The sequence below is a fragment of the Catellatospora sp. NPDC049133 genome, from assembly GCF_040648455.1.
In the GTDB taxonomy this organism is placed as follows: Bacteria; Actinomycetota; Actinomycetes; order Mycobacteriales; family Micromonosporaceae; genus Catellatospora; species Catellatospora aurea.
In genome coordinates this window covers 116,895-138,244 of sequence record NZ_JBEZDT010000006.1, presented here as the reverse complement: position 1 = coordinate 138,244, position 21,350 = coordinate 116,895, and the positions used below count along the sequence as shown (strand labels likewise).

At 71.4% G+C, this 21,350-nt stretch carries 19 protein-coding genes; 9 read left to right on the top strand and 10 right to left on the bottom strand.

The window, feature by feature from the left end; all coding sequences use genetic code 11:
* Positions 1 to 204: 204 nt before the first annotated feature.
* Complete coding sequence (locus AB0B35_RS08590; protein ID WP_361042494.1) at positions 205 to 1,620, bottom strand: hypothetical protein; 1,416 nt, start codon at positions 1,618 to 1,620, stop codon at positions 205 to 207.
* Between the two features lie 201 nt (positions 1,621 to 1,821).
* On the opposite strand from AB0B35_RS08590, the gene AB0B35_RS08585 reads away from it, so the two are divergent.
* Positions 1,822 to 3,084: a D-alanyl-D-alanine carboxypeptidase gene (locus tag AB0B35_RS08585; RefSeq protein ID WP_361042492.1), complete on the top strand. Its 1,263-nt coding sequence runs from the start codon at positions 1,822 to 1,824 to the stop codon at positions 3,082 to 3,084.
* Positions 3,085 to 3,094: 10 nt separating this feature from the next.
* Here AB0B35_RS08585 and AB0B35_RS08580 read toward each other — a convergent pair whose 3' ends face one another.
* Positions 3,095 to 3,769, bottom strand: a complete 675-nt coding sequence (locus tag AB0B35_RS08580) for a macro domain-containing protein (RefSeq protein WP_361042490.1) — start codon at positions 3,767 to 3,769, stop codon at positions 3,095 to 3,097.
* Positions 3,770 to 3,994: 225 nt separating this feature from the next.
* On the opposite strand from AB0B35_RS08580, the gene AB0B35_RS08575 reads away from it, so the two are divergent.
* Entirely contained in the window at positions 3,995 to 5,599 is a 1,605-nt protein-coding gene (locus tag AB0B35_RS08575) for an ADP-ribosyltransferase domain-containing protein (RefSeq protein ID WP_361042488.1), read from the top strand.
* 53 nt (positions 5,600 to 5,652) lie between these two features.
* Here AB0B35_RS08575 and AB0B35_RS08570 read toward each other — a convergent pair whose 3' ends face one another.
* Positions 5,653 to 6,120: a hypothetical protein gene (locus AB0B35_RS08570; RefSeq protein WP_361042485.1), complete on the bottom strand. Its 468-nt coding sequence runs from the start codon at positions 6,118 to 6,120 to the stop codon at positions 5,653 to 5,655.
* 301 nt (positions 6,121 to 6,421) lie between these two features.
* Positions 6,422 to 6,871 carry a MarR family transcriptional regulator gene (locus AB0B35_RS08565; protein ID WP_361042482.1) on the bottom strand — a complete coding sequence of 150 codons (450 nt, stop codon included), beginning with the start codon at positions 6,869 to 6,871 and terminating at the stop codon, positions 6,422 to 6,424.
* A 98-nt stretch (positions 6,872 to 6,969) separates the two neighbouring features.
* Between AB0B35_RS08565 and AB0B35_RS08560 the strand changes: the two genes are divergently transcribed.
* A complete protein-coding gene (locus AB0B35_RS08560; protein WP_361042479.1) occupies positions 6,970 to 8,088 on the top strand; it encodes a substrate-binding domain-containing protein in 1,119 nt (372 codons plus the stop codon).
* Here AB0B35_RS08560 and AB0B35_RS08555 read toward each other — a convergent pair.
* Positions 8,075 to 8,872, bottom strand: a complete 798-nt coding sequence (locus AB0B35_RS08555) for a methyltransferase domain-containing protein (protein ID WP_360527434.1) — start codon at positions 8,870 to 8,872, stop codon at positions 8,075 to 8,077. The two genes, AB0B35_RS08560 and AB0B35_RS08555, sit on opposite strands and share 14 nt — an antisense overlap.
* 209 nt (positions 8,873 to 9,081) lie before the next feature.
* Between AB0B35_RS08555 and AB0B35_RS08550 the strand changes: the two genes are divergently transcribed.
* From AB0B35_RS08550 to AB0B35_RS08540, 3 genes are all read left to right on the top strand, one after another.
* On the top strand, positions 9,082 to 9,822 hold the full coding sequence (locus AB0B35_RS08550; protein ID WP_361042477.1) for an SAM-dependent methyltransferase: 741 nt from the start codon (positions 9,082 to 9,084) through the stop codon (positions 9,820 to 9,822).
* A 250-nt stretch (positions 9,823 to 10,072) separates the two neighbouring features.
* The gene (locus AB0B35_RS08545; RefSeq protein ID WP_361042475.1) at positions 10,073 to 12,088 is read left to right on the top strand and encodes an FAD-dependent oxidoreductase; all 2,016 of its coding nucleotides are present in this window, start codon (positions 10,073 to 10,075) and stop codon (positions 12,086 to 12,088) included.
* Between the two features lie 112 nt (positions 12,089 to 12,200).
* Positions 12,201 to 12,968, top strand: coding sequence for a metallophosphoesterase family protein (locus AB0B35_RS08540; RefSeq protein WP_361042472.1), 768 nt, complete (start codon positions 12,201 to 12,203; stop codon positions 12,966 to 12,968).
* Between the two features lie 53 nt (positions 12,969 to 13,021).
* On the opposite strand, the gene AB0B35_RS08535 is transcribed toward AB0B35_RS08540, so the two are convergent.
* From AB0B35_RS08535 to AB0B35_RS08515, 5 genes are all read right to left on the bottom strand, one after another.
* Entirely contained in the window at positions 13,022 to 13,630 is a 609-nt protein-coding gene (locus tag AB0B35_RS08535; protein ID WP_361042469.1) for a hypothetical protein, read from the bottom strand.
* Positions 13,631 to 13,749: 119 nt separating this feature from the next.
* Entirely contained in the window at positions 13,750 to 14,514 is a 765-nt protein-coding gene (locus AB0B35_RS08530) for a hypothetical protein (RefSeq protein ID WP_361042466.1), read from the bottom strand.
* Positions 14,511 to 15,134: a sigma-70 family RNA polymerase sigma factor gene (locus AB0B35_RS08525; protein ID WP_361042463.1), complete on the bottom strand. Its 624-nt coding sequence runs from the start codon at positions 15,132 to 15,134 to the stop codon at positions 14,511 to 14,513. Before AB0B35_RS08525 ends, AB0B35_RS08530 begins: the two co-directional genes overlap by 4 nt.
* A gap of 118 nt (positions 15,135 to 15,252) precedes the next feature.
* Positions 15,253 to 15,393, bottom strand: coding sequence for a hypothetical protein (locus AB0B35_RS08520; protein ID WP_361042461.1), 141 nt, complete (start codon positions 15,391 to 15,393; stop codon positions 15,253 to 15,255).
* Positions 15,394 to 15,546: 153 nt separating this feature from the next.
* The gene (locus tag AB0B35_RS08515; protein ID WP_361042459.1) at positions 15,547 to 16,290 is read right to left on the bottom strand and encodes a hypothetical protein; all 744 of its coding nucleotides are present in this window, start codon (positions 16,288 to 16,290) and stop codon (positions 15,547 to 15,549) included.
* 534 nt (positions 16,291 to 16,824) lie between these two features.
* On the opposite strand from AB0B35_RS08515, the gene AB0B35_RS08510 reads away from it, so the two are divergent.
* From AB0B35_RS08510 to AB0B35_RS08500, 3 genes are all read left to right on the top strand, one after another.
* On the top strand, positions 16,825 to 18,222 hold the full coding sequence (locus tag AB0B35_RS08510; protein ID WP_361042457.1) for a glycoside hydrolase family 43 protein: 1,398 nt from the start codon (positions 16,825 to 16,827) through the stop codon (positions 18,220 to 18,222).
* A 62-nt stretch (positions 18,223 to 18,284) separates the two neighbouring features.
* On the top strand, positions 18,285 to 19,763 hold the full coding sequence (locus tag AB0B35_RS08505) for a family 43 glycosylhydrolase (protein ID WP_361042454.1): 1,479 nt from the start codon (positions 18,285 to 18,287) through the stop codon (positions 19,761 to 19,763).
* Between the two features lie 13 nt (positions 19,764 to 19,776).
* On the top strand, positions 19,777 to 21,243 hold the full coding sequence (locus tag AB0B35_RS08500; protein ID WP_361042451.1) for a family 43 glycosylhydrolase: 1,467 nt from the start codon (positions 19,777 to 19,779) through the stop codon (positions 21,241 to 21,243).
* Positions 21,244 to 21,350: the final 107 nt, after the last annotated feature.

Below are 21,350 nucleotides of genomic sequence, written 5' to 3'. Positions count from 1 at the left end.
CGTCGCCGACCCTCTGCACCTGCATGATCAGCCCGAGTTCATCGGCCCCTGGGTCGCCGCCGGCGAGCGTACTGCGGCACGATGTCCCGGGTTGGCGCGTAGTCGACAAACTCGGCCTCCCACTCCGATGGAACCCTGCCGACCAGCCGCAGCCCGTCCAGGGCCACCGTCATTCCGGTCGCGCCGGCGGATCAGCCGGTCTGCTCAGGCTAGTGGCAGGACGCGGGCGATCCGGATCGACCTGCTGCTGCCGCCCGCCGCCGGGTAGGCCGCGCTGCCGTCCGAGTATGCCTTGAACGCCTGGTAGTCGTGGTCCCTGACGTTGACCGTGAACTTCGCGCCCACGGTCTTGCCGGTGGCGGCGTCGTACACCTGGGCGGCGATCGAGGAGCCCGAGGCCCAGGCGAGCAGCATCCGGCCGGTCCCGTAGCTCACCAGGTGCGGGTGGCTCGACCGGGCCGCGGTCTTGATCGTGAGGTTCGACGTGCCGGTGGTGAAGCGCTCCAGGCGTACGCCGCCGCCCTGGCTCCACGCGGTCCAGTAGCCGCGGCTCGGGGCGAGCACCAGGTCACCGCCGAACAGGCTGCCGTCGCAGGTTCCCGCGGCCACGGTGCGGTACGGGTCCGGCTGCGCGATACGGCACGCGTTGTCGGTCGCGCACACCATCGCGTAATGGCCGGTCCGCGGATCCCACACGATGCGCGTCGTCCAACTGTGGCTGCACCCGACTTCGAAGCTGTCGCGGTGGCCGGACACGAGCTTGCCGTTCGCGTCGACGACCTGCATGCGGTCGCCCTCGTGGATGTCGACGCAGGAGCCGTTGCGCACGGTGATGGCGACGCCGAAGTACGCCGCGTAGTTCTTGCCGTCGGTGGCGAGCCGGCCGTGGTGCTGATACCACCAGACGAACCGCGCGCCGTCGTCGTAGCCGGTGCGGCCGCCGCCGAGGTTGGTGACCTGGCGCTCCCAGACCTGGCGGCCCGAGTCGTCGAACCGGACCATGTGCATCGTCTTGCAGGGGCTCGACGAGCCGCCGCACAGCTTGCCGCCGCCGCAGTCGCCCTTGCGGGTCAGCAGCACGACCCCGCCGGTGCGGTCGGCGTGCACGTCCTGCAGGTCGATGCCGACGAAGCTGGTGGGGGTGCCGACGAGCTTGTCGTCGCAGTCGAGCCGGCCGAGGTACACCCGCCCGTTCGTGCCGAGCCACGCCAGCCAGGAGCCCCCCGCGGGCCGCTCGGCGATCGCCATGGGCAGCGGCTCGGTGTCGCCCTCGCGCCCGTACCCGGTGACGGCGGCGCTCAGCTTGACCTCGGTGACCTTCACGACCGGCTTCGGCCCGGCGACCCGGGCACACGGACCGATCGCCTGCGCCGACGGGGACGCGGCCGGGCTCGGGGTCGCCGACGCCGACAGGTCCGGGGTGGCCGAGGCCTGGGCCTGCACTGGGGCCACCGGGTCGGACCCGAACCAGGAACCCGGGCCGCCCGCGGCGGCGATGAGCGCGGCCGTGGCCAGCACCGCGACGGCGGACAGCCCACTGGCGACGAGCAGCAGCCGCCGCTTGGCCGTCCGGCCCCGGTGCCGCCCGGTGGGTGATGACGGGGTGTCGCCGATGCTCATGCGTGTCCTCAGGTCTGCCGCCGACCGAACCCGGCTCGGATCCGGGGGACTCTACCGGCCAGTTGTGATCGCTCACAATCCACACCGGATGGTGGGCGGCCAGGCTGAACGCCGGAGATGCGACGATGCCGCCGCGAGCAGCCCGCGACAATTTCGCGAAGACATCTCCGCTTACGGGCGGTTTTTACTAGTCTGCCGTACATGAACCGGTTTGCGCCTTCACGGCAGCGCCTCACTCTCGCGGTGGCCACCGCGGCGCTGGCGATTCCCCTCGCCGCCGCGCCCGTGGCCGCGAAGGCACCCGTCTCCCCCGGCCGGGCCGCGCCCGCGCAGGCCGCGTCCTGGCGCATCGCGCCCTGCCCCAAGCCCGCCGGGCCGAAGGTGTCCGCGCCGACACGCCCGTCGCCGCCCTCCGCAGACCCGATCCTGCGCACCGTCGGCGGCGACGAGCTGGCCACCGCAGGCCTGGCCGTGCCCGCGGCCGCCACTGCGCCACCCGCGGTGACCGCCACCTCCTGGCTGGTCGCCGACCTCGACACCGGCGCGGTGCTCGGCGCATGCGGCGCACACGAGTACGCCACCCCGGCCAGCGTGCAGAAGCTGCTGCTCGCGGCGACCATGATCGCGCGGCTCGACCCGAAACGCGTCGTCACCATCACCCACGAGGACGTCGACATCGAGCCGGGCAGCTCGTCGGCGGGCCTGATCGAGGGCGGCCGGTACACGGTGGAGACGCTGTGGCTGGGGCTGCTGCTCGCCTCCGGCAACGACGCCGCGAACACGCTGGCCCGGCTGGGCGCGGGCTCGGCCGAGGCCGGGGTCCGCGAGATGAACGCGCTGGCCGCGAAGCTGGGCGCGTTCCAGACGCACGCGGTCACGCCGTCCGGCCTCGACGCGCCCGGCCAGTTCACCAGCGCCTACGACCTGGCCCTGATCATGCGGGCGTGCCTGGCCGAGCCGCTGTTCCGCAAGTACGCCCTCACCCGGTACACGCAGATCCCCGACCAGGGCAAGCACCACAAAGGCTTCCAGATCCAGAACCAGAACCTGCTGATCGACAACTACCCGGGCGCGCTCGGCGGCAAGACCGGCTACACCGACCTGGCCCGGCACACGTACGTCGGCGCGGCCGAGCGCAACGGGCGGCGGCTGGTCGTCAGCGTGCTCGGCGCCGAGTACGTGCCGCTGCGCGGCTGGGAGCAGGGCGCCGCGCTGCTCGACTGGGGCTTCGCCCAGCCCGCGGACGCCTCGGTCGGCCGGCTGGTCGACGCGGGCGCGTCGGCCGCGAACCCGTCCGCGGCAGCCCAGGCCGCCGACACCCCGGGCACGGGCACGAACGCGCTCGCGGGCGAGGGCGGGCCGGGCGCGCCGCCGCTGCTCGCCTTCGGCGCGGTGATCGCGGCGGCCGGGCTGGTGCTCTCCGCGGCCGCCCGACGCCGCCGCGGCAACCACGCCCGCCGCTGACCGGCCTGCCTCAGCGGCGACCGGCGGGCCGGGCCGGGGGCGTGATCCGCACCCGCTGCACCGGGCGGCTCTCGATGTCGCCGAGCTGGGCCGCGATCGTCGCGCGCAGCTCGTGGTAGTCGCCGAACGAGTAGTCCTGGAACAGCGTGTAGCCGGCCCACATCAGGTTCGCGCACACCTGCGGCGGCACCTTGCCCGTCGCCGCGCCCATACCGACCAGCGCGATCGACGTGATGCTGCCCGGCTCGCGCTCGTTCTGCAGATGGACGGCCTGGAACGCGGCGGCGCACGCGAACGCCACATTGAGCGTCTCGCGTACGTTCTCCGCCGACTGGTTCATCGTCGGCGTCGAGATCAGGAACTTCGGGTTGGCCGCGCCGGAGGGCACACACACCGCGCTGCCGATCGGCAGCGAGCCGCCGAACCCGTCCCGGATCGCGCGCTGCACCCGCAGCTGGATGCCCGCGCCCAGGTGCCGCTTGATGACCGCGTCGACGCCGCCGTTCATGTCGCCCAACGAGTTGGTCGGGCTGACCCACGCGTCGACGCGCTTGTCGATGATCGACCCGCGGGAGATCTCGACCTCGGGGGTGTCGGCGAATGCCGACTGCCACGCCTGCACGACCTTCGTGTTGACGTCGCTCAGCACTACCTTGAGCTGGGGCTTCATGTAGCTGACAGTCATGGTTCGCTCCGGTCACGGGGAGGGGGTGGTTCCAGCGGCTCGAAAGATAGCGGGCCGCACCGACGAAATCCCGGCGGCCGAGTCGTGATCGAACGGACCGCCGCGAGTTGTCATGGTCCGGTGTTAGCGTCCGGTCCGCCTGGCGCGGCTGATCTTCGGTCGCCGTGCGCGGCACCCAAGCCGATCACCGTGCCTCCCCGGCACGGCCGCCCCCGGGAGCACTCCATGAGCGACAACGCCGCGCCGACGCCCGCCGGGCAGGACGACCCGCTCGGCCTCGCCGAACTCTTCAACGGCGGCGGCGAGCCGTGGCTGCCCGTGCTCAAGCCGGTCATCGAGGCCCAGCCCGCCGCGGCGACCTTCATCGGTCCCGGCCGCGGCCCGCAGGTCGTGCCCGTCCGCGAGCTGACCTTCCAAGCTCTCAAGCCGAACCCGCCGCACAAGTGGAAGGTCGTCGTCTTCGGGCAGAACCCCTACCCGCGGCCGGAGAGCGCGACCGGCATCGCCATGTTCGACAACACCTTCCACGACTGGAACGACAGCCAGTTCGGCAAGGTCATCACGATCCGCTGCATCATCAAGGCGGCGGCGATGTGGAAGCACGGCATCCCGAAGAAGACGCCGATCGCCGACATCCGCAAGCTGCTGCGCCAGCACGACACAGTGCAGCCGCCGGAGTGGTTCCAGGCGATGCTGACCCAGGGTGTGCTGCTGCTGAACGCCTCGCTGACGGCCAGCGGCGACGGGGCGATGGGCGTCGACCAGCACACCGCGTTCTGGCGGCCGGTGGTCGAGAAGCTCGTCGAGGAGATCCTGCGGTCCAAGCAGAACGCCGACGAGCAGGACCGGGGCGTCGTGTTCGCGTGGTGGGGCGCACACGCCCGCGGCCTGAAGAACCTCGTGATGCGGCTGCAGAAGAAGTACCCGGACGTCGAGGTCCGGCACATCGACCATCCCAACCCGGCGGCGCAGGGCGACATCTTCTGCGACGGCGACCACTTCGCCACGGTCAACGAGGCACTGCGGGACCTCGGCGCCGACGAGATCGACTGGCTGCCGAGCAAGGGCTGGAACACGAGCACGGGCCAGGGTAAGGACGCCGCCGACCGGATGGGGGCGTTCATCGCGTCCACGATGGAGTTGCACAAGCTCTACCTGGAGCGGCTCGCCAGCGTCAAGGACGAGGGCCTGGCGCTGCCCGCGATCACCGGCGTCTTCGACACCCCGCTCATGGACTTCCGCGAGGCCGTCGCCCCGGCCGCGAAACTCCTGTCCGGGCTCGACTGGTACGTGGAGAGCTCGCACGACTTCGGCCGCAAGCAGGCCGAGCAGGCGGCCGGCGGCCTGACCGCCGACGAGGTCGCGGCGCTGTACCTCTACACCTGCGAGTCGGCGTTCTACCGCCAGATCAACGCCACGCTGCGTCACCCCGACCGCACCCGGATCACGCCGTACCTGCCGTACCTGCGGCTGCTGTTCTCGGCCGTGTCGCGGCTGCCCGCGCGCACCGAGCCGCTGTGGCGCGGGGTGGCGCTGGACCTGCGGGCGCAGTACCCGGTCGGCCAGACGGTGACCTGGTGGGGCGTGTCGTCGTGCACCTCGAAGCTCGGGGTGGCGCAGGCGTTCCTCGGCGGCCGCGGCAAGCGGACCATCTTCGAGGTGACGCCGGTGCGGGCGGTGGGCATCCGCAGCTTCTCCGCGTTCACCGGCGAGGAGGAGTTCATCCTCGCGCCCGGCACGCAGCTCACGGTCACCGACGTCAAGGCCGAGCGCAGCGGCCTGTGCACGGTGCGGCTGACCGAGCTGGCCGAACAGCACATGGTGTCCTGAACGGCCGGCACGGCGCGTCCGCCTGATACCGAGCGGCGGACGCGCCGTGGCCGTCAGCAGCCGGGGTGCAGCTTGGCCTGTACGGCCTCCGGCACCTTGACCGCGCCGTCGCAGACGCCGTCGGAACCCAGCCCGACCGGAATCCACCTGCCGGTGTTCGGCTCGTACTTGAAGAGCACCACCAGCGGGTCGGCGTTTTTCACCACCGTCATCGCGGTGGACCAGCCCTCGGCGCACTTGGGCTCGCCGATGCCGGTGACGCTCTTGTCGATCTCGTTGAAGATCGCCGGCGTGTCCTTGAGCCACTCGTACATGAGGTTCACGTCGGGCGGGCAGCCGTCGTCCGCCACGACGGGCGAGGCGGCGGCGGACGGTGCGACCGCCGAGGCGGACACCACCGGCGGCGAGGTCGGCGCGGCTTCGGGCGAGTCTGCGGCCGGTGCGCAGCCGGCGGCGGCCACCACGGCCGTCACCACGAAAAGGATTCCCAGCAGATTATTGCGCTGCGTAATGAATGTCACCGGGAACTAATACCAGCCGTCCGGCCGCCAGACCTAATTAGACCGTGAATCACGGCCTGACCAGGGGTGTCCGGGCAACGAAGGCGTCCCGGTGCGCGGGCTGTACCCCCGGGCACCGGGACGGGTCAGAAAGCCGGTGAAGGCGTCGAGCATCAGTCGGCGAAGTGGTGTGGCGCAACGCGTGCGTCACGAGCCGGGCAAGGGAAAGTGCCTGCCCGAGCCGTGGAAACGCTCCCGCCCACTGCAGCCTCATATTAAGGCAGGTCTATCAACGTGGCAATGGGCCCGCCCGTGCGGCTGATCAGGCAGCGGCCGGCTGGCGCGACAGCGCTCCAGTCAGCGCGCCCAGCAGCGCGGCGAGCTGATCACGGTCGCCCTCGGGCATGGCCAGCTCGCCGACGCTCCCCCGCACCTGGTCCGCGATCCGGTCGTGCAGCTGGCGGCCGCGGGGGCTGAGGTAGGCGCGGATGCGGCGGCGGTCGAGCGGATCGACCCGGCGGTACACCAGGCTGTGCTCGACGAGCTGGTCCATGACCTTCGTCAGGGTGCCCGGCGGCAGGAACGCGCCGTCGGCGACCTCGGTCATCGGCCGCCCGCCCTCGGCCGCCAGCTGCGTCAGCACCCGCCACGCCTCCGGCGTGCACTGCTCGGCGCGCAGGATGACCGACAGCCTCCGCTGCAGCAGCCGCTCGGCCTGGGTGAGCAGGTGCAGCAGATCGGGAGCCGGACCGTGGGGCGCTGGGGCGGACAATGTCCCTCCTCGACCGATGGGCGTGACTCATGCTACAGAATGGCTTCGAGTGCGGGAACCGTCTGGAGATCATGCGCCGGTCACGGGAACATGTGCCCATGCCCGTACCGCCGCAGCGGTTGCCCGGCCTGGTCGTCCCCGGACTGCCCGGCCGGCACACGGGCACCCTGCGGGAGACCGTCCACGTGGCGCTGGTGTTCCCGATGCAGGGCCCGGCCGGGATCTTCGGCCCGACCTGCGAGCTGTGCGCGCAGCTCGCCGTCGAGGAGGTCAACCGCAACGGCGGAGTGCTGGGCCGGGAGCTGAGCCTGGTGCCGGTCGACGGCGGGGCCGCCCCGGAGCGGGTCGCCGCGGAGGTCGACGCGCTGGTGTCGCTCGGCGCGGTGCACGGCGTGACCGGCTGGCACATCTCCTCGGTGCGCCAGGCCCTCGCGCCCCGCATCGCGCACCGCGTGCCGTACGTCTACACCGCCCTGTACGAGGGCGGCGAGCGCACCGAAGGCGTCTACCTGACCAGCGAGACCCCCGACGAGCAACTGCTGCCCGCGATGCGGCTGCTGGCCGGGGAGCACCGGGTGAAACGCTGGTTCATCGTCGGCAACGACTACGTGTGGCCGCGCCGGACCGCCGCGGCCGCCCACCGGTACGCGGTGGAGTCCGGCACCCAGGTGTGCGGGCAGGCGTTCCTGCCGCTGGGCGTGCACGGCTTCGCCGACGTGCTGCGCCGCATCGAGCGCAGCGCCGCCGACGCCGTGCTGATGCTGCTGGTCGGCAACGACGCGGTGCGCTTCAACCGGGCCTTCGCCGCGTCCGGGCTGGACCAGCGCTGCCTGCGGCTGAGCACGCTGATGGACGAGAACATGCTGATGGCCAGCGGCGCGCACGCCACCCGCGGCCTGTTCAGCACCGCGGGCTTCTTCGCGACGCTGGTGACCCCGGAGAACCTCGACTTCCACGGCCAGTACGCGCGTCGCTTCGGCGTCGAGGCGCCGCAGCCGGGCAGCCTCGGCGAGTCCTGCTACGAGGGAGTGCTGCTGCTCGCCGCGCTGATCAACCGGGCGGGCTCGCTGGACGTGCGGGCCATCGGGTCCGGCGCGGACACGGTCACCTACGAGGGGCCGCGCGGGGCGATCGCGATGCGCCGCCGGCATGCCCGGCAGCGCATCTACCTCGCCGAAGCCGACCGGCTCGACTTCAACGTGCTCACCCAGCTGTGACCGGCACGCCCGCGATCACGTGGAACAGCCGCGCGGTCAGCGGGAACGGCATGCGGTCCGACAGCGCGATCTCCAGGCGCTCCAGCTCGGCGAAGAACGACGCGTCGTACTTGCGCTCGTCGTCGGGGATGTAGTCGCACACCGAGCGGATGCCGTAGTGGCCGAGCACGCCCGCGCCGATGCGGCGCAGCGCGGTGCACACCTCGTCGGCGGTGCGCGGGTAGACCGGGGTGTTGAACGTGTGGGTGAACCGCTCGGCGGCGTCGATGGACTCGTACGCCGCGGTCAGGTCCATGTCCCGGATGGCCGCGCGCAGCGGCTCGGAGTGGGCGTTGCCCGCGATGACGCTCAGCAGGCCGCCCTCGCGCAGCGGAGCCATGACGGTCGACAGGGTCGACTCGACGTCGGCGACGTACGGCAGCAGATTGTGGCACAGCACCAGGTCGTAGGCCTGCTGCTCGACCACGTCGCCGAGCTTGGCGACGTCGGACTCGATCACGGTGACCCGGTGTGCCACGCCGGTGGACTCGGCCAGCGAGCGTGCCGAGACCAGCATCTGCGGCGAGTAGTCCACCAGGGTGACCTGGTGCCCGGCGACGGCGTAGCGGACCGCCTCGACGCCGTTGCCGCCGGCCACGTCGAGGATGTGCAACCGGCGTCCGTCCAGGTGACGGGCGATGTTGTGCTCGGCGAGGGTGTAGCGCAACCTGCCCCAGGGCGCGTCCTGCCACTGCCGCCAGGCGGACACCTTGTCGTCGAACACGTCACGGGTCACGTTGCTCATGGGTTCGACCGTAACGGTTGTTCAGGCGCTGGGCACCCCGGAACACGCGAATACTCCGTACGACGTCAGAAGGGGTTTAGGGGGCGCCTGCGGGCGCGCGGACCGCCTTCGCCCGGCCCGGCGGCGAAGGCGCAGGCAAGGCCGCACCGACACCGTCCGGTCACGACGGTGCGAGACTGGATGCCGGATTTAGCTTGAGGAGAATACTGATGACGACGGAGCCGCAGGCCCCGAGCACCGCCCGGATGATCGACTATTGGCTCGGCGGAACCCGCCACCACCCGATCGACGTCGCCGCCGCGCGGGCCTTCGAGGGGGCGTACGGGCCGTGCGCGGAGATCTTCCGCTCGCTGCGGGCGTTCTCCGGCCGTGCGGCGCGGTACCTGGCCGCCGAGGGCGTGGACCAGTTCCTCGTCTTCGGCGCGGGCATCCCCGCCCAGGGCAACGTGCACGAGACCGTCCCGGACGCGCGGGTCCTGTACACCGACGTGGACCCGGAGATCGTCGCGGCGGGCCGCGAGCTGCTGGCCGGCCGTGCGGGCGTGGACTACGTGCTCGGTGACGCCGCCGACCCGCGCGGCATCGACGGCGCCGCGCTCGACCGGGCCCTGCCCGACCACGCCACCCGCCCGGTCGGGTTGATCTTCCTGGGCCTGGCGGCCTTCCTCGACGACGCGACCCTCGCCCGAGCCCTGGACGAGATGTACGACCTGGTTCCGGCGGGCAGCCGGCTCGCGTTCGACTTCGACGCGATGGAGCTGTCGGCCTACCCCGAGGCGCTGGCGATGATGGGGCCCGGCTTCCACATGCGCGAACCCGCGGACTTCGGCAAGCTGCTCGGCCGCTGGCAGCTCACCGCCGACGGCATCGTGCCCGTCGCCGACTGGCGCCCGGACGGCACTCCCGAGCAGGTCCCCGACGCCTTCTGGGGCGGCATCGCGGTCAAGTGACCCACCGGCCGCGACGTCCGCCCGTGGCCGCACGGCCGGGCGCGGCCACGATCGCTCGACTTGCCCGGCAGATCGGCGTAAGTGCGCTCAAGACACGCACAGGTGCCTGGCAAGTCGAGCGATCATGACGCGGAGCCGGGGCGGGATGCGGCCGGGAGCGCTTGACAGCGGTCGATGCGAGCATGATCCTGAGTGCCGGGTGCGGCGGCGCGCTCCCCCTGTCCGATCGTCTGCCGATCAGGAGCGTCCCGTGCCGTACACCCGCCGCCACGTCCTGCGCCTGGGCACCGCGACCCTTGTGGTCGCCGCCGCTCCGGCCGTCTCGCTGCCCGCGCTGGCCGCCGCCGTCGTCACCGCCGACCTGGTCGTCTACGGCGCGACCTCGGCGGGCATCGCCGCCGCCGTCACCGCCCGGCGGCTGGGCCGCACCGCGCTGATCGTCGAACCCGGCGCGCACGTCGGCGGCCTGTCGACCGGCGGGCTGGGCATGACCGACAGCGGCGTCAAAGCCGCCATCGGCGGCCTGGCCGGCGAGTTCTACCGCCGGGTGTACGCCAAGTACAACGGCACCGCCGTCACGCCGACCTCGCCCGCCCGGTTCACGTTCGAGCCGCACGTCGCCGCCGTGATCTTCGACGAGCTGCTGGCCGAGGCGGGCGTTCCGGTCTACCTGAACACCCGGATGACCGGGGTGACCATGGCCGGCAACCGGATCGGCGAGATCGTCTGCGACAGCGGGCAGGTGTTCCGGGCCCCGATGTTCGTCGACGCGACGTACGAGGGCGACCTGCTGGCGCGAGCCGGGGTGGGTTGGACGGCGGGGCGCGAGGCCAACAGCGTGTACGGCGAGACGATCAACGGGGTGCAGTTGCGCAGCGGGCACCAGTTCAACCGGTTCGTCGACCCGTACGTGACCCCGGGCAGCGTGGCCAGCGGGCTGCTGCCCGGGATCTCGGCTGCCCCGGTCGCGCCAGCGGGCAGCGGCGACGGACGGATCCAGGCGTACAACTTCCGGATGTGCCTGACCCAGGCCGCGAACCGGATTCCGTTCGCGAAACCCGCAGGCTACGACGCGATCCGCTACGAGCCGCTGGCGCGCTACGTGCAGGCGGGGTACACCGGCCCGTTCTTCACGACGCACCAGGTCGGCGGCGGCAAGACCGACTCCAACAACGACGGGGCGTTCTCGACCGACTTCATCGGCCAGAACTACGCCTACCCGACCGCGTCGTACGCCGCCCGCGCGGGCATGGTCGACGAGCACCGCGTCTACCAGCAGGGGCTGATGTGGTTCCTGGCCAACGACCCGCGGCTGCCCGCCTCGATCCGCAGCGCCACCGCGTCGTGGGGGCTGGCCGCGGACGAGTTCACCGGCAACGGCGGCTGGCCCACCCAGCTGTACGTGCGCGAGGCGCGGCGCATGGTGTCGGCGTACGTGATGACCGAGGCGGACTGCCGGGGCGGCCGCGTCGCCGCCGACTCGGTCGGGCTGGCCAGCTACACCATGGACTCGCACAACTGCCAGCGGGTCGTCGTCTCGGGCGGGCTGAAGAACGAGGGCGACGTGCAGATCGGCGTGCCGCAGCCGTTCGGCATCAGCTACCGGGCGATCGTGCCGTACGAGTCGCAGTGCGCGAACCTGCTGGTCCCGGTGTGCCTGTCGGCGAGCCACATCGCGTACGGCTCGATCCGGATGGAACCCGTGTTCATGATCCTCGCCCAGTCGGCGGCGACCGCCGCGCACCTGGCGATCGCGGCCGGGTCGGCGGTGCAGCAGGTGCCGATCGCCGCACTCCAGGCCCGGCTGCGCGCCGACGGGCAGCTGCTCACCTGGCCGCTGACGGCACCCGGGGAGATCATCGTGGACAGCTCGACGTCGGCCGGGGTGACCCGGGCGGGCGTCTGGCTCACGTCGACCTCGGTCGCCGGATACCACGGGCCCGACTACGAGCACGACGACAACACGAACAAGGGCGTCAACCGGCTGCGGTTCACCCCGACGATCCCGACCGCCGGCTCCTACCAGGTGTTCCTGCGCTGGACGTCGCACGCCAACCGGGCGAGCAACGTGCCCGTCGACGTCTGCGCGGGCGGCACGGTCACCACCCGGACCGTCGACCAGCGCACCGGCGGTGGCCAGTGGGTGTCACTGGGCACGTTCAGCCTGCCCGCGGGCTCCTCACCGAGCGGTGCGAGCGTGCTGATCCGCACCGAGGCCACGAACGGGTACGTGGTCGCCGACGCGGCCCGCTTCGTCCCGGCGTGATCTCGCGGCGACGCTGCCCGGCCGGTGACGGCTCGGCGTCGACACGTGCCGTCGGGCTGGTGTTCGGCCGAGCCCGGGTCGGCGGCTCCGGCTCCGTGAGAGGATCGGCCGCGTGACGACTCCCCGTCTCGGCCCGGTGCAGCGGGTCGCGGTCCTGGCCGACGTGCACGGCAACGTGCCCGCCCTGCTCGCCGTGCTCGACGACGTCGTCTCCGTCGGCGCTGACCTGATCGTGTTCCCCGGCGACCTGACCTGGGGTCCCGAGCCGCAGACGACGGTGGACCTGGTGCAGGAGCTGGGGCGGCGGGCGGTGTTCGTGCGCGGCAACGCCGACCGGGCGGTCGTGGAGCTGGCCCGGGGCGGACGCGAGCACACCCGCCCGCGCGATTCGTGGATGGTGCGCCGGCACACGGACGAGGCCGTGGACTTCCTCGCGACGTTCCCGCTCAACGTCGTCGTCGAGGTGGCGGGGCTGGGCGCGGTGCGGTTCTGCCACGGCTCGCCGCGCGACGACACCGAATGCGTCACGCCGGAGACGTCCGAGGAGCGGTTCGCCGAGCTGGCCCGCGACACCGACGAGCACGTGATCGTCACCGGGCACACTCACCTGCAGTTCGACCGCGAGGTCGCCGGCCGGCGCAGCGTGAACCCGGGCAGTGTCGGCCTGCCCTACCACCTGGGCGCGCCGGGCACGGCGTACTGGGCGCTGCTCGGACCCGACGTGCAACTGCGCCAGACGCGGTACGACGTGCAGGAGGCGGTCGACCGGTGCCGCACGACCGGCGACCCGAGCGGCGACACCGTGGTGCGTTACCTGCTCACCCCGCCGACCCCAGCCGAAATCATCGCCGACGCCGAGAGCCGCGTCTTCGCCGACTGAACGTGCCGGAACGCGGGAACGGCGCCGGCACGCGCCGTTCCCGCGAGTTCGCGCTACGCCTGGGCGGCGACGGCGCGCAGCTGGCCGAGGGTGGTGCGGAAGCCCTTGCCGGAAGCGGCTGGGTCCTCGGCGAGCAGGCCGCTGACGGCCATCGCCTGCGAGCGGGTGGTCGCGGCGGCCGCGTCGTCGGCGCCGGTCACGTCGAAGATGCCGAAGTCACCGCTGAGCGTGCTGAACGTCGCGGCGGCCGTGGCGTCCTTGGCCAGGTAGAGCACGACCTTCTGGCCGGTCTCCAGCTTCGACATGTTCGCCATGTCGACGACCTGCCCGTTCAGGCCGGTGATGGTGATCTTGTCGCCGGCCTTCGCGGCGGCTCCGTCAGCCGCGCGCAGCACCTCGTCGACCCGGAACCCGGCCGCCTCGACCTCACCGCGTACGACCAGGTCGGCGGCGGCGGTCAGCTCCTTCACCGTGGTGTACCCCCGCAGCTTGCCCTTGATCGGCGGGGCGGCCTCGCTCGGTGCGGCGGCGGCAGAGGTCGCGGGCGCGGCCGCCGGGGTGGCCGGGTCGGTGCTGCCACAGGCGGCCAGCGCCGCCGCGGCGAGCAGCGCGGCCGCTCCCGCCAGGACGCGCGTGCGGTGGGGGTGGTCGATCCTTGCCATGGAACGCTCCTCAGCGTGTCGACGCCGTGCCCGTGCGGTTCTCGCCCGGGTCGCGGCGCTGCTTACGCCATCTATCTGTGCGTCCGCGAGGTCGAGTTCCCGATTTCGCGTCCCTTTTTTCAGCCGTGTTCGCGGGCCAGTTCGCGCAGCTCCGCCAGCGTGGCGGTGAACCTGCGGTCGCGGGCGGTCGCGTCCTCCTCCCGCAGGCCCGACACCGACATCGTCAGCGACCGCGCCGTGGCGGTGTCGCCCGCGACGTCGAAGATGCCGAAGTCACCGCTGAGCACGCCGTATTCGGCCCCCTCCGGGGTGGCGGCCAGGTAGAGCACCACGTGCTGGCCGGGCTCCAGCCGGGACATCCCCGACAGCTCGGGGGTGGCCAGCGTGATCTCGGCGGCCGGGGCCAGCCGCGGCGTCCGGTAGAGCACTTCGGCGATGCCGACGACGGCCTTGCGGTCGTGCCCGGCACCGTCGACGCGCAGCACGTCGCCGCGCACCACCAGGTCGGCGGTGGCGGTGAGCTGGCTGACGGTGCCGTACGCCCGGACCTTCGCGGTCACGGCTCCGCCCGTGGGTTCGGCGGCAGGCGTGGAGACGCCGGGCGTCGGGATCGCGACCGGGGGTTCGTCGTCGCGATTCGCGACCACCACCGCGACGGTGCCCGCCACGGCGACCAGCGCGGCCATCGCGAGCGCCGGCCGCAGCAGGCTCCACCGGGGCGTACGGCGCACCGGGGCGGCGGCCCGCTCAGGCGCCGCGATCGCGGCCAGCAGGCGTTCCCGGTGCAGCTCGTGGCGGCCGGGCGGCAGCTCGCGGTGGCCGGGGTCGGGCAGCAGCTCGGCGAGCTCCGCCCACTCGGACGGATCGAGCGGCGGTTGCTTCATCGGTGGCCCTCCTCTGCCAGACGGACGGTATCGCTCTTCATCTGTCCGGCAGGACCGGCCGGGTTCCGGGTTGACCGGGGTGTCTCGTCGACGAGCTTGCGCAACTTGGTCCGGGCCCGGGACAGCCGCGACCGCACCGTGCCGACCGGGATGCCCAGCGCCTGCGCCGCCGACTCGTAGTCCAGGCCCTCCCACAGGCACAGCGTGATCACTTCCCGCTCGGGGCGGCGCAGCGACGCCAGCGCGTCGATCGCGGCGGTGATCCGGCCGCTGTCGTCGAGCCGCCCGGCCACCTCGTCGGCGTGGTCGGGGGCGGTGAACTCGTCCGCGTGCAGCGCCGACGCGGCAGCCCGATAGCGGCGGTTGCTGCGGGTGTGGTTGCGCGCCTCGTTGGTGGCGATGCCGAGCAGCCATGGCCGCAACGACCCGCCCTCGTCGCTGATCCGCTCGCGGGAACGCCAGGCCTGCAGGTACGTGGCGGCCATGACGTCCTCGGCGGTGGACCAGTCGGCGGTGAGCCGGAACGCGTGGTTGTAGACCGACCGCGCGTACTGGTCGAACAGCTCGGCGAACGCGCCGGCATCACCCGCCCGTACGCGGGCGCGCAGACTCGACTCCATGACCACTTCTCTGTCCGGCGAGCGGCGCGAGTTCCTGTGATCCAGGCCACCCCGACCGCCCCATATGGTGCTCACCGACCATAACCACCTGCGGTCCCGGGCCGCCAACGGGCGAAGATCACTGTTTCTGGTCTGGAACCGCGGCCAGACCGAACGGGTACGGGTCGCTGTTGCGATCACGCAGCAACTCCGGGGGCACGTCATCCAGCGAGGTCCACGGCCCCGCCGCGAACTGCACGTCGGCGTCCCCGGGTGGCATACCCATACGTTCCCCACTTCGATCCCAAGCCGCTGACCAGCACAAACTCGGCGATCTTATACGGACCGGACATAAACCATGCAAGCCACCACTCCGCCACATCGTCCGCCTTGGCGCGCCCGCCCGACCCCGCCCGGCAGGCTGGGGGGTGGGTCAGGCGCGGCGTTCGATTTGGGCGCGGACGCGGGGGAAGGCGGCCTTGGCTTCGCTCTGGTTGTAGTCCCAGAGCATGACCATGCCGATGCTGCCGCCGTCGGCCCACGCGCACATGTAGACGCTGCCGAGGACCTCCTGGTGGCCGCACTTGGCCGCGCCCCCGAGCGAGCCGGTGGACACGGAGAAGAACCCGCTGAACCCGTCGTCGGCCATGTTCTGGGTCAGCCACTGCATCTCGGTGGACGGCGACTTCAGCCGGGTCGAGGTCGCCGCGTAGAACGCGATCTTCTTCCCGGCAGCCGAGTCGGCGTCGCCATACGCCCCGGACACCCACTTGGCCTGCACGTATCGCTGCTTGAGCTCCGTGGGCACCGGACCGACGCTCTCCGGCGACTTGGCGATGCCGTCCAGGGTCGACGGCACCCGCAGGGTGATCTTCACCGGAGCCTTGGTCGGCGACTTCGACGGCGACGGCTTCACCGAGGGCTTCGCCGACGGGGACGCGGACGGCGACGGCGAGGACGGCAGATCGGACGGTGACGGCGCGGCCGACACCTGCGGGGTGCTCCATGCGGCCGGCTCGGTGGCGGCCGGGGTCTGCTGGTCGCCGCCGGACGAGGCGTACACGGCTGCGCCGACGCCCAGCACGGCGACCAGCGCCAGCACCGCCCACAGTGCGCGCCGGTTCCGGGCCGCCGGTGGCCCGGCCTCGATGCCGTCGCCGTCCGAGTACTGCTGCATCTGCTCGCTCCCGCAATTCGAGGTGTGCCGAGCCCGCCGGTCCTGGTGATCACGAGGCGGGTCCACCGAAGGTAGGGCACGATCGCGGGCCGCGGGCACCCACGAACGGATGGAGATCCTATTCATACGATGACTTCCGCGTTCATGATCGACTGGCGATAAAGTTTCGGGAAGATGACGGACAACCCTTGTGAGCGTTCGCCTGACGCCCTAACCTCAGATCCACGGCGCGCCTGGGATCGCCGATCACCGATCTCCGGGCAGGGTTGGGAACACCGCAGCCACCCAGCGACGTGGCACCGGAGCAACGCCCGTTCACCACCGCAGGCTCCGATCCCTGCGGCAAACGTCCATCTCCGACGACGCCGCACCCTGGCCACGAATGTGAGCGCTAACAAGCAATAGTTCGCCGAAACATCAATAAAAGCTGCTCTCCCCGCATTCAGGACCGGCGTCGGCGACGTCGGGCCCGGTGACACCTGTGCCCGCGCCCGGCAGCACCACGGGCACCCGCTCCCTCCGGAAGGATCCCCCATGACCACCAGACGCGAGCTGCTGACCGGACTCCTGTCCACGGCCGCGGCCACCGCGGCAGGCGGGCTGACCATCGCCGCCACCGGCTCCCCCGCCCACGCCGCCGGACCGCTGACCGGCTACGTGATGGGCTACTTCACCGAGTCGCCCAACCGGCTGGCCAACAACTACGGCCTGCACCTGGCCGTCAGCGCCGACGGCCTGAACTGGACCCCGCTCAACCAGAACAATCCCGTGGTCACGCCCACGGCCGGCACCGGCGGTCTGCGCGACCCGTTCATCCTTCGCAAACGCGACGACACGTTCGCAGTGCTCGCGACCGACCTGACCGGCACCGACTTCACCCAGCCGAACCAGTACATCCACGTCTGGGACTCGGTCGACCTGCGCAGCTTCACCGGCTACCGCCGGGTGCGGATGCACACCATGAACACCCACACCTGGGCTCCGGAGGCGTTCTGGGACAACGCCCGCGGCCAGTACGGCATCGTCTACTCCGCGCACAACGGCACCCGCGACGTGTTCATGGTCAACTACACCACCGACTTCGTGAACGTCGGCTCCGCGCAGGTGTTCTTCGACCCCGGCTTCAACGTGCTCGACGCCACGTTCCACCTGGGCAGCGGCGTGAACTACCTGTACTACAAGAACCTCGCCGACGGCCGGCTCTACGGGGCCCGGTCGAGCACCCTCAACCCGAACAGCTTCAGCACGTACACCAGCGGCATGGTCAACGGCGGCATCGAGGCCCCGATCGTGGTCAAGGCCAACGACCGCAACGAGTGGTGGCTGTGGGGCGACTCCTACAGCCCCGTCAACGGCGAGTTCTACGTCTGGCGCAGCGGCGACGTCAACGCCAACGCGTGGACGGCGCTGGACAAGGCGGCGTACACCCAGCCGCTCAACGCCAAACACGCCACGATCGCGGCGATCACGACCACCGAGCACGCCAACCTGCTCACCCGCTGGGGCGCGCCGACCTGGAACCGGCTCAAGTCGTACAACCTCCCGGACCGGCTGATCCGCCACGCGAACCGGGTCGGGCGCATCGACCCGTACCCGTTCGACCCGTACGCCGACAGCCAGTGGCGGCTGCGCCCCGGCCTGGCCGACAGCGCCGGAGTCTCGTTCGAATCCGTCAACTACCCCGGCAATTACCTGCGCCACAGCGGTTACGTGATCGGGCTCGCGGCCAACGACAGCACGGCGCTGTTCGCCGGCGACGCGACGTTCCACCGCACCGCGGGCCTGGCGAACAGCGGCTGGGCCTCGTTCCGCTCGCACAACTTCCCCGACCGCTACCTGCGCCACAGCAACTACCTGCTGCGCATCGACGTGCTCGGCTCCGGCTCGCCCGCCGCCGACCGGGCCGACGCCACCTTCCAGATCGGCTACTGAATCCCACCCGGAACGCCGTGCGCCGCACACGGCCGTTCCGGCCCACCCAGGAAGGACTGACAATGCCTCCGCTCCCTGACGGACCCGGTCCACGGTCACACACGCCGCGGCGCTGGTGGCGGCTCACCGCCATGACGGTGCTGTGCGCGCTCGCCGCGACCGGCCTGCACGCGTCCGCCGCTTCGGCGTCGCCCGCGGTCAACTACACCAATCCGCTGGTCAACCAGCGCGCCGACGCCCAGATCCACAAGCACACCGACGGCTACTACTACTTCACCGCGACGGTCCCCGAGTACGACCGCATCGTCCTGCGCCGGGCCACCACCCTGCAAGGCCTGTCGAGCGCCCCGGAGACGGTGATCTGGCGCAAGCACAGCAGCGGGATCATGGGCGCGCACATCTGGGCCCCGGAGATCCACTTCATCGACGGCAAGTGGTACGTCTACTTCGCCGCCGGGGCGACCAACGACGTCTGGGCGATCCGGATGTACGTCCTGGAGGGCACCGGGGCGAACCCGCTGACCGCGAGCTGGACCGAGAAAGGGCAGATCCGCACCCCGTGGGAGACGTTCTCCCTGGACGCGTCGACCTTCGTGGCGAGCGGGGTGCGCTACCTGGTCTGGGCGCAGGCCGAGCCCGGCATCGCCACGAACACCAACCTCTACATCGCGCGGCTGGCCAACCCGTGGACGATCACCGGCGCGACCACCCGGCTCACGATACCCACGCTCGCCTGGGAGACCCGCGGCTACAAGGTCGCCGAGGGACCGACCGTCATCCAGCGCAACGGCAAGCTGTTCATGACGTACTCGGCCAGCGCCACCGACGCCAACTACTGCCTGGGCATGCTCACCGCGACAGCCGGCAGCAACCTGCTCAGCGCGTCGTCGTGGACCAAGTCGCAGAACCCGGTGTTCGCCAGCAACTCCGCCACCGGGCAGTGGGGGCCGGGACACAACTCGTTCACCGTGTCCGAGGACGGGGCCAGCGACATCCTGGTCTACCACGACCGCAACTACCGCGACATCAGCGGCGACCCGCTCAACGACCCGAACCGGCGCACCCGGCTGCAGAAGCTGTACTGGAACGCCGACGGCACCCCGAACTTCGGCATCCCGATCCCCGACGGGGCACACCCGGTGCGGCTGAAGTCCTACAACTTCCCGGACCGCTTCGTGCGCCACTGGGAGTACCGGGCCCGGATCGACACCAACGTCACCAACCTGGCCGACTCGCAGTTCCGGATCGTCACCGGCCTCAACGGCGGCGGCAGCGTCTCGCTGGAGTCGACCAACTTCCCCGGCTACTTCCTGCGCCAGCGCAGCAACGGCGAGGCGTGGGTGGACCGCAATGACGGCACGGCGGCGTTCCGCGCCGACGCGAGCTTCCACCAGCGCGCGGGTCTGGCCGGTTCGTCGGCGGTGTCGTTCGAGTCGCAGACCTACTCCGGCCGCTACCTGCGGCACAGCAACTACCTGCTGTACGTCCAGGCGGTCACCGACACCGTCGGGCGCGCCGACGCCACCTTCATCCTCGAATGACCTTGGAGTAACCATGTTGCTGACCTGGCCACGCACCCTCACCGGGCGGGCGCTGTCACTGGTCGTGGCAGCCCTGCTCGGCGTGTCCATGGCGGTCGTCGTCCACCCGGGGCGGGCCGACGCCGCGCCCGGCCCGACCTTCCGCAACCCGGCCGTCGACGTGCCCAACAGCGGCGACCCGACGCTGACGTACTACAACGGGTACTACTACTACGTCGCGACCACCTGGTCCTCAGACGTGGTGATGCGCCGCTCGCGGACCGTCTCCGCGCTGCGCGGCGCGCCCGAGCAGGTCGTCGTGCGCACCGGCGGCACGACGATGTGGGCCCCGCACCTCGAAATGATCAACAACCGGTGGTACCTGTACTACTCCGTGGAGCAGAGCGGCGGCGCGCGGCGCACCCACGTCGCCGAGAGCGCCGGGACCGACCCGCTCGGGCCGTACACCATCCGGGGCATCCTCAACCTGATGCCCAACAACGGCTGGGCCATCGACGCCGCGATCCTCAAGCTCAACGGCGCGAACTACGTCATGTTCTCGGCGTTCCACCCGAGCGACAACCTGCAGTCGCTGTACATCTCCCCGCTGACCAACCCGTGGACGGCCGGGGCGTACGGCACCCGCATCTCCGCGCCGACGCTGTCCTGGGAGACCCAGAACGGGGCGGTCAACGAGGGCGCGTTCGCGCTGCAGCGCAACGGCCGCACCTGGATCACCTACTCGGCCAGCCACTGCAACGGCCCGAACTACAAGCTCGGCATGCTCGAATACCGGGGCGGCGACCCGCTGGCCGCGTCCTCGTGGACCAAGGCAGCCAACCCGATCTTCCAGCGCAACGACGCCAACGGCGTGTACGGGCCGGGCCACCACTCGTTCTTCACCTCACCCGACGGCACCGAGACCTGGATCGCGTACCACGCCAACAGCTCCTCCTCGCAGGGCTGCGGCACCACCCGCACCACCCGCGTGCAGAAGATCTCCTGGAACTCCGACGGGACCCCCAACCTGGGCGTGCCGGTGTCGCTGTCGGCCATCCAGCCCGGCCCGTCCGGGGAGTCCAACGCCACCCCGGTCGAGATCCGCAATCGGCACAGCAACCTCTGCCTCGACGACTACAACTCCGTGACCACCCCCGGCGCCGAGGTGCGGCAGTGGACCTGCGGCACCCAGGCGAACCAGGACTGGTACGTGACACCGCTCGACAACGGCTACTACCAGATCAGCAATCGGCACAGTGGACTCTGCCTCGACGACTACAACTTCGTGACCACCCCTGGCGCCGAGGTGCGGCAGTGGACCTGCAACGGACTGGCCGTGCAGCAGTGGCAGGTCAACGCGGTCGCCGGCGGCTACTCGACGCTCGTCAACCGGCACAGCGGACTCTGCCTGGACGACTACAACTGGGGCACCACGCCCGGCGCGGAAGTGCGCCAGTGGACCTGCCTCAACAACAACGCCCAGCACTGGCGTATCTCCTGACACGGCAGGCGGGCGCCGGCGCGCCCCGACACCGGTCGCGGCGACCCCGGCGGCGACGAAGGCCTGATGCGGCCGCTCACCACTGGGTCGCGGGTTGCGCCACCTCG

What these genes read in the sequence shown, in the direction of transcription:
- AB0B35_RS08515 (WP_361042459.1), bottom strand. Translation starts at nt 16,290, where the DNA reads ATGCAGCAGTACTCGGACGGCGACGGCATCGAGGCCGGGCCACCGGCG.
- AB0B35_RS08520 (WP_361042461.1), bottom strand. Translation starts at nt 15,393, where the DNA reads ATGCCACCCGGGGACGCCGACGTGCAGTTCGCGGCGGGGCCGTGGACC.
- AB0B35_RS08560 (WP_361042479.1), top strand. Translation starts at nt 6,970, where the DNA reads ATGCCCGTACCGCCGCAGCGGTTGCCCGGCCTGGTCGTCCCCGGACTG.
- AB0B35_RS08530 (WP_361042466.1), bottom strand. Translation starts at nt 14,514, where the DNA reads ATGAAGCAACCGCCGCTCGATCCGTCCGAGTGGGCGGAGCTCGCCGAG.
- AB0B35_RS08590 (WP_361042494.1), bottom strand. Translation starts at nt 1,620, where the DNA reads ATGAGCATCGGCGACACCCCGTCATCACCCACCGGGCGGCACCGGGGC.
- AB0B35_RS08500 (WP_361042451.1), top strand. Translation starts at nt 19,777, where the DNA reads ATGTTGCTGACCTGGCCACGCACCCTCACCGGGCGGGCGCTGTCACTG.
- AB0B35_RS08535 (WP_361042469.1), bottom strand. Translation starts at nt 13,630, where the DNA reads ATGGCAAGGATCGACCACCCCCACCGCACGCGCGTCCTGGCGGGAGCG.
- AB0B35_RS08505 (WP_361042454.1), top strand. Translation starts at nt 18,285, where the DNA reads ATGCCTCCGCTCCCTGACGGACCCGGTCCACGGTCACACACGCCGCGG.
- AB0B35_RS08525 (WP_361042463.1), bottom strand. Translation starts at nt 15,134, where the DNA reads ATGGAGTCGAGTCTGCGCGCCCGCGTACGGGCGGGTGATGCCGGCGCG.
- AB0B35_RS08555 (WP_360527434.1), bottom strand. Translation starts at nt 8,872, where the DNA reads ATGAGCAACGTGACCCGTGACGTGTTCGACGACAAGGTGTCCGCCTGG.
- AB0B35_RS08575 (WP_361042488.1), top strand. Translation starts at nt 3,995, where the DNA reads ATGAGCGACAACGCCGCGCCGACGCCCGCCGGGCAGGACGACCCGCTC.
- AB0B35_RS08580 (WP_361042490.1), bottom strand. Translation starts at nt 3,769, where the DNA reads ATGACTGTCAGCTACATGAAGCCCCAGCTCAAGGTAGTGCTGAGCGAC.
- AB0B35_RS08585 (WP_361042492.1), top strand. Translation starts at nt 1,822, where the DNA reads ATGAACCGGTTTGCGCCTTCACGGCAGCGCCTCACTCTCGCGGTGGCC.
- AB0B35_RS08550 (WP_361042477.1), top strand. Translation starts at nt 9,082, where the DNA reads ATGACGACGGAGCCGCAGGCCCCGAGCACCGCCCGGATGATCGACTAT.
- AB0B35_RS08510 (WP_361042457.1), top strand. Translation starts at nt 16,825, where the DNA reads ATGACCACCAGACGCGAGCTGCTGACCGGACTCCTGTCCACGGCCGCG.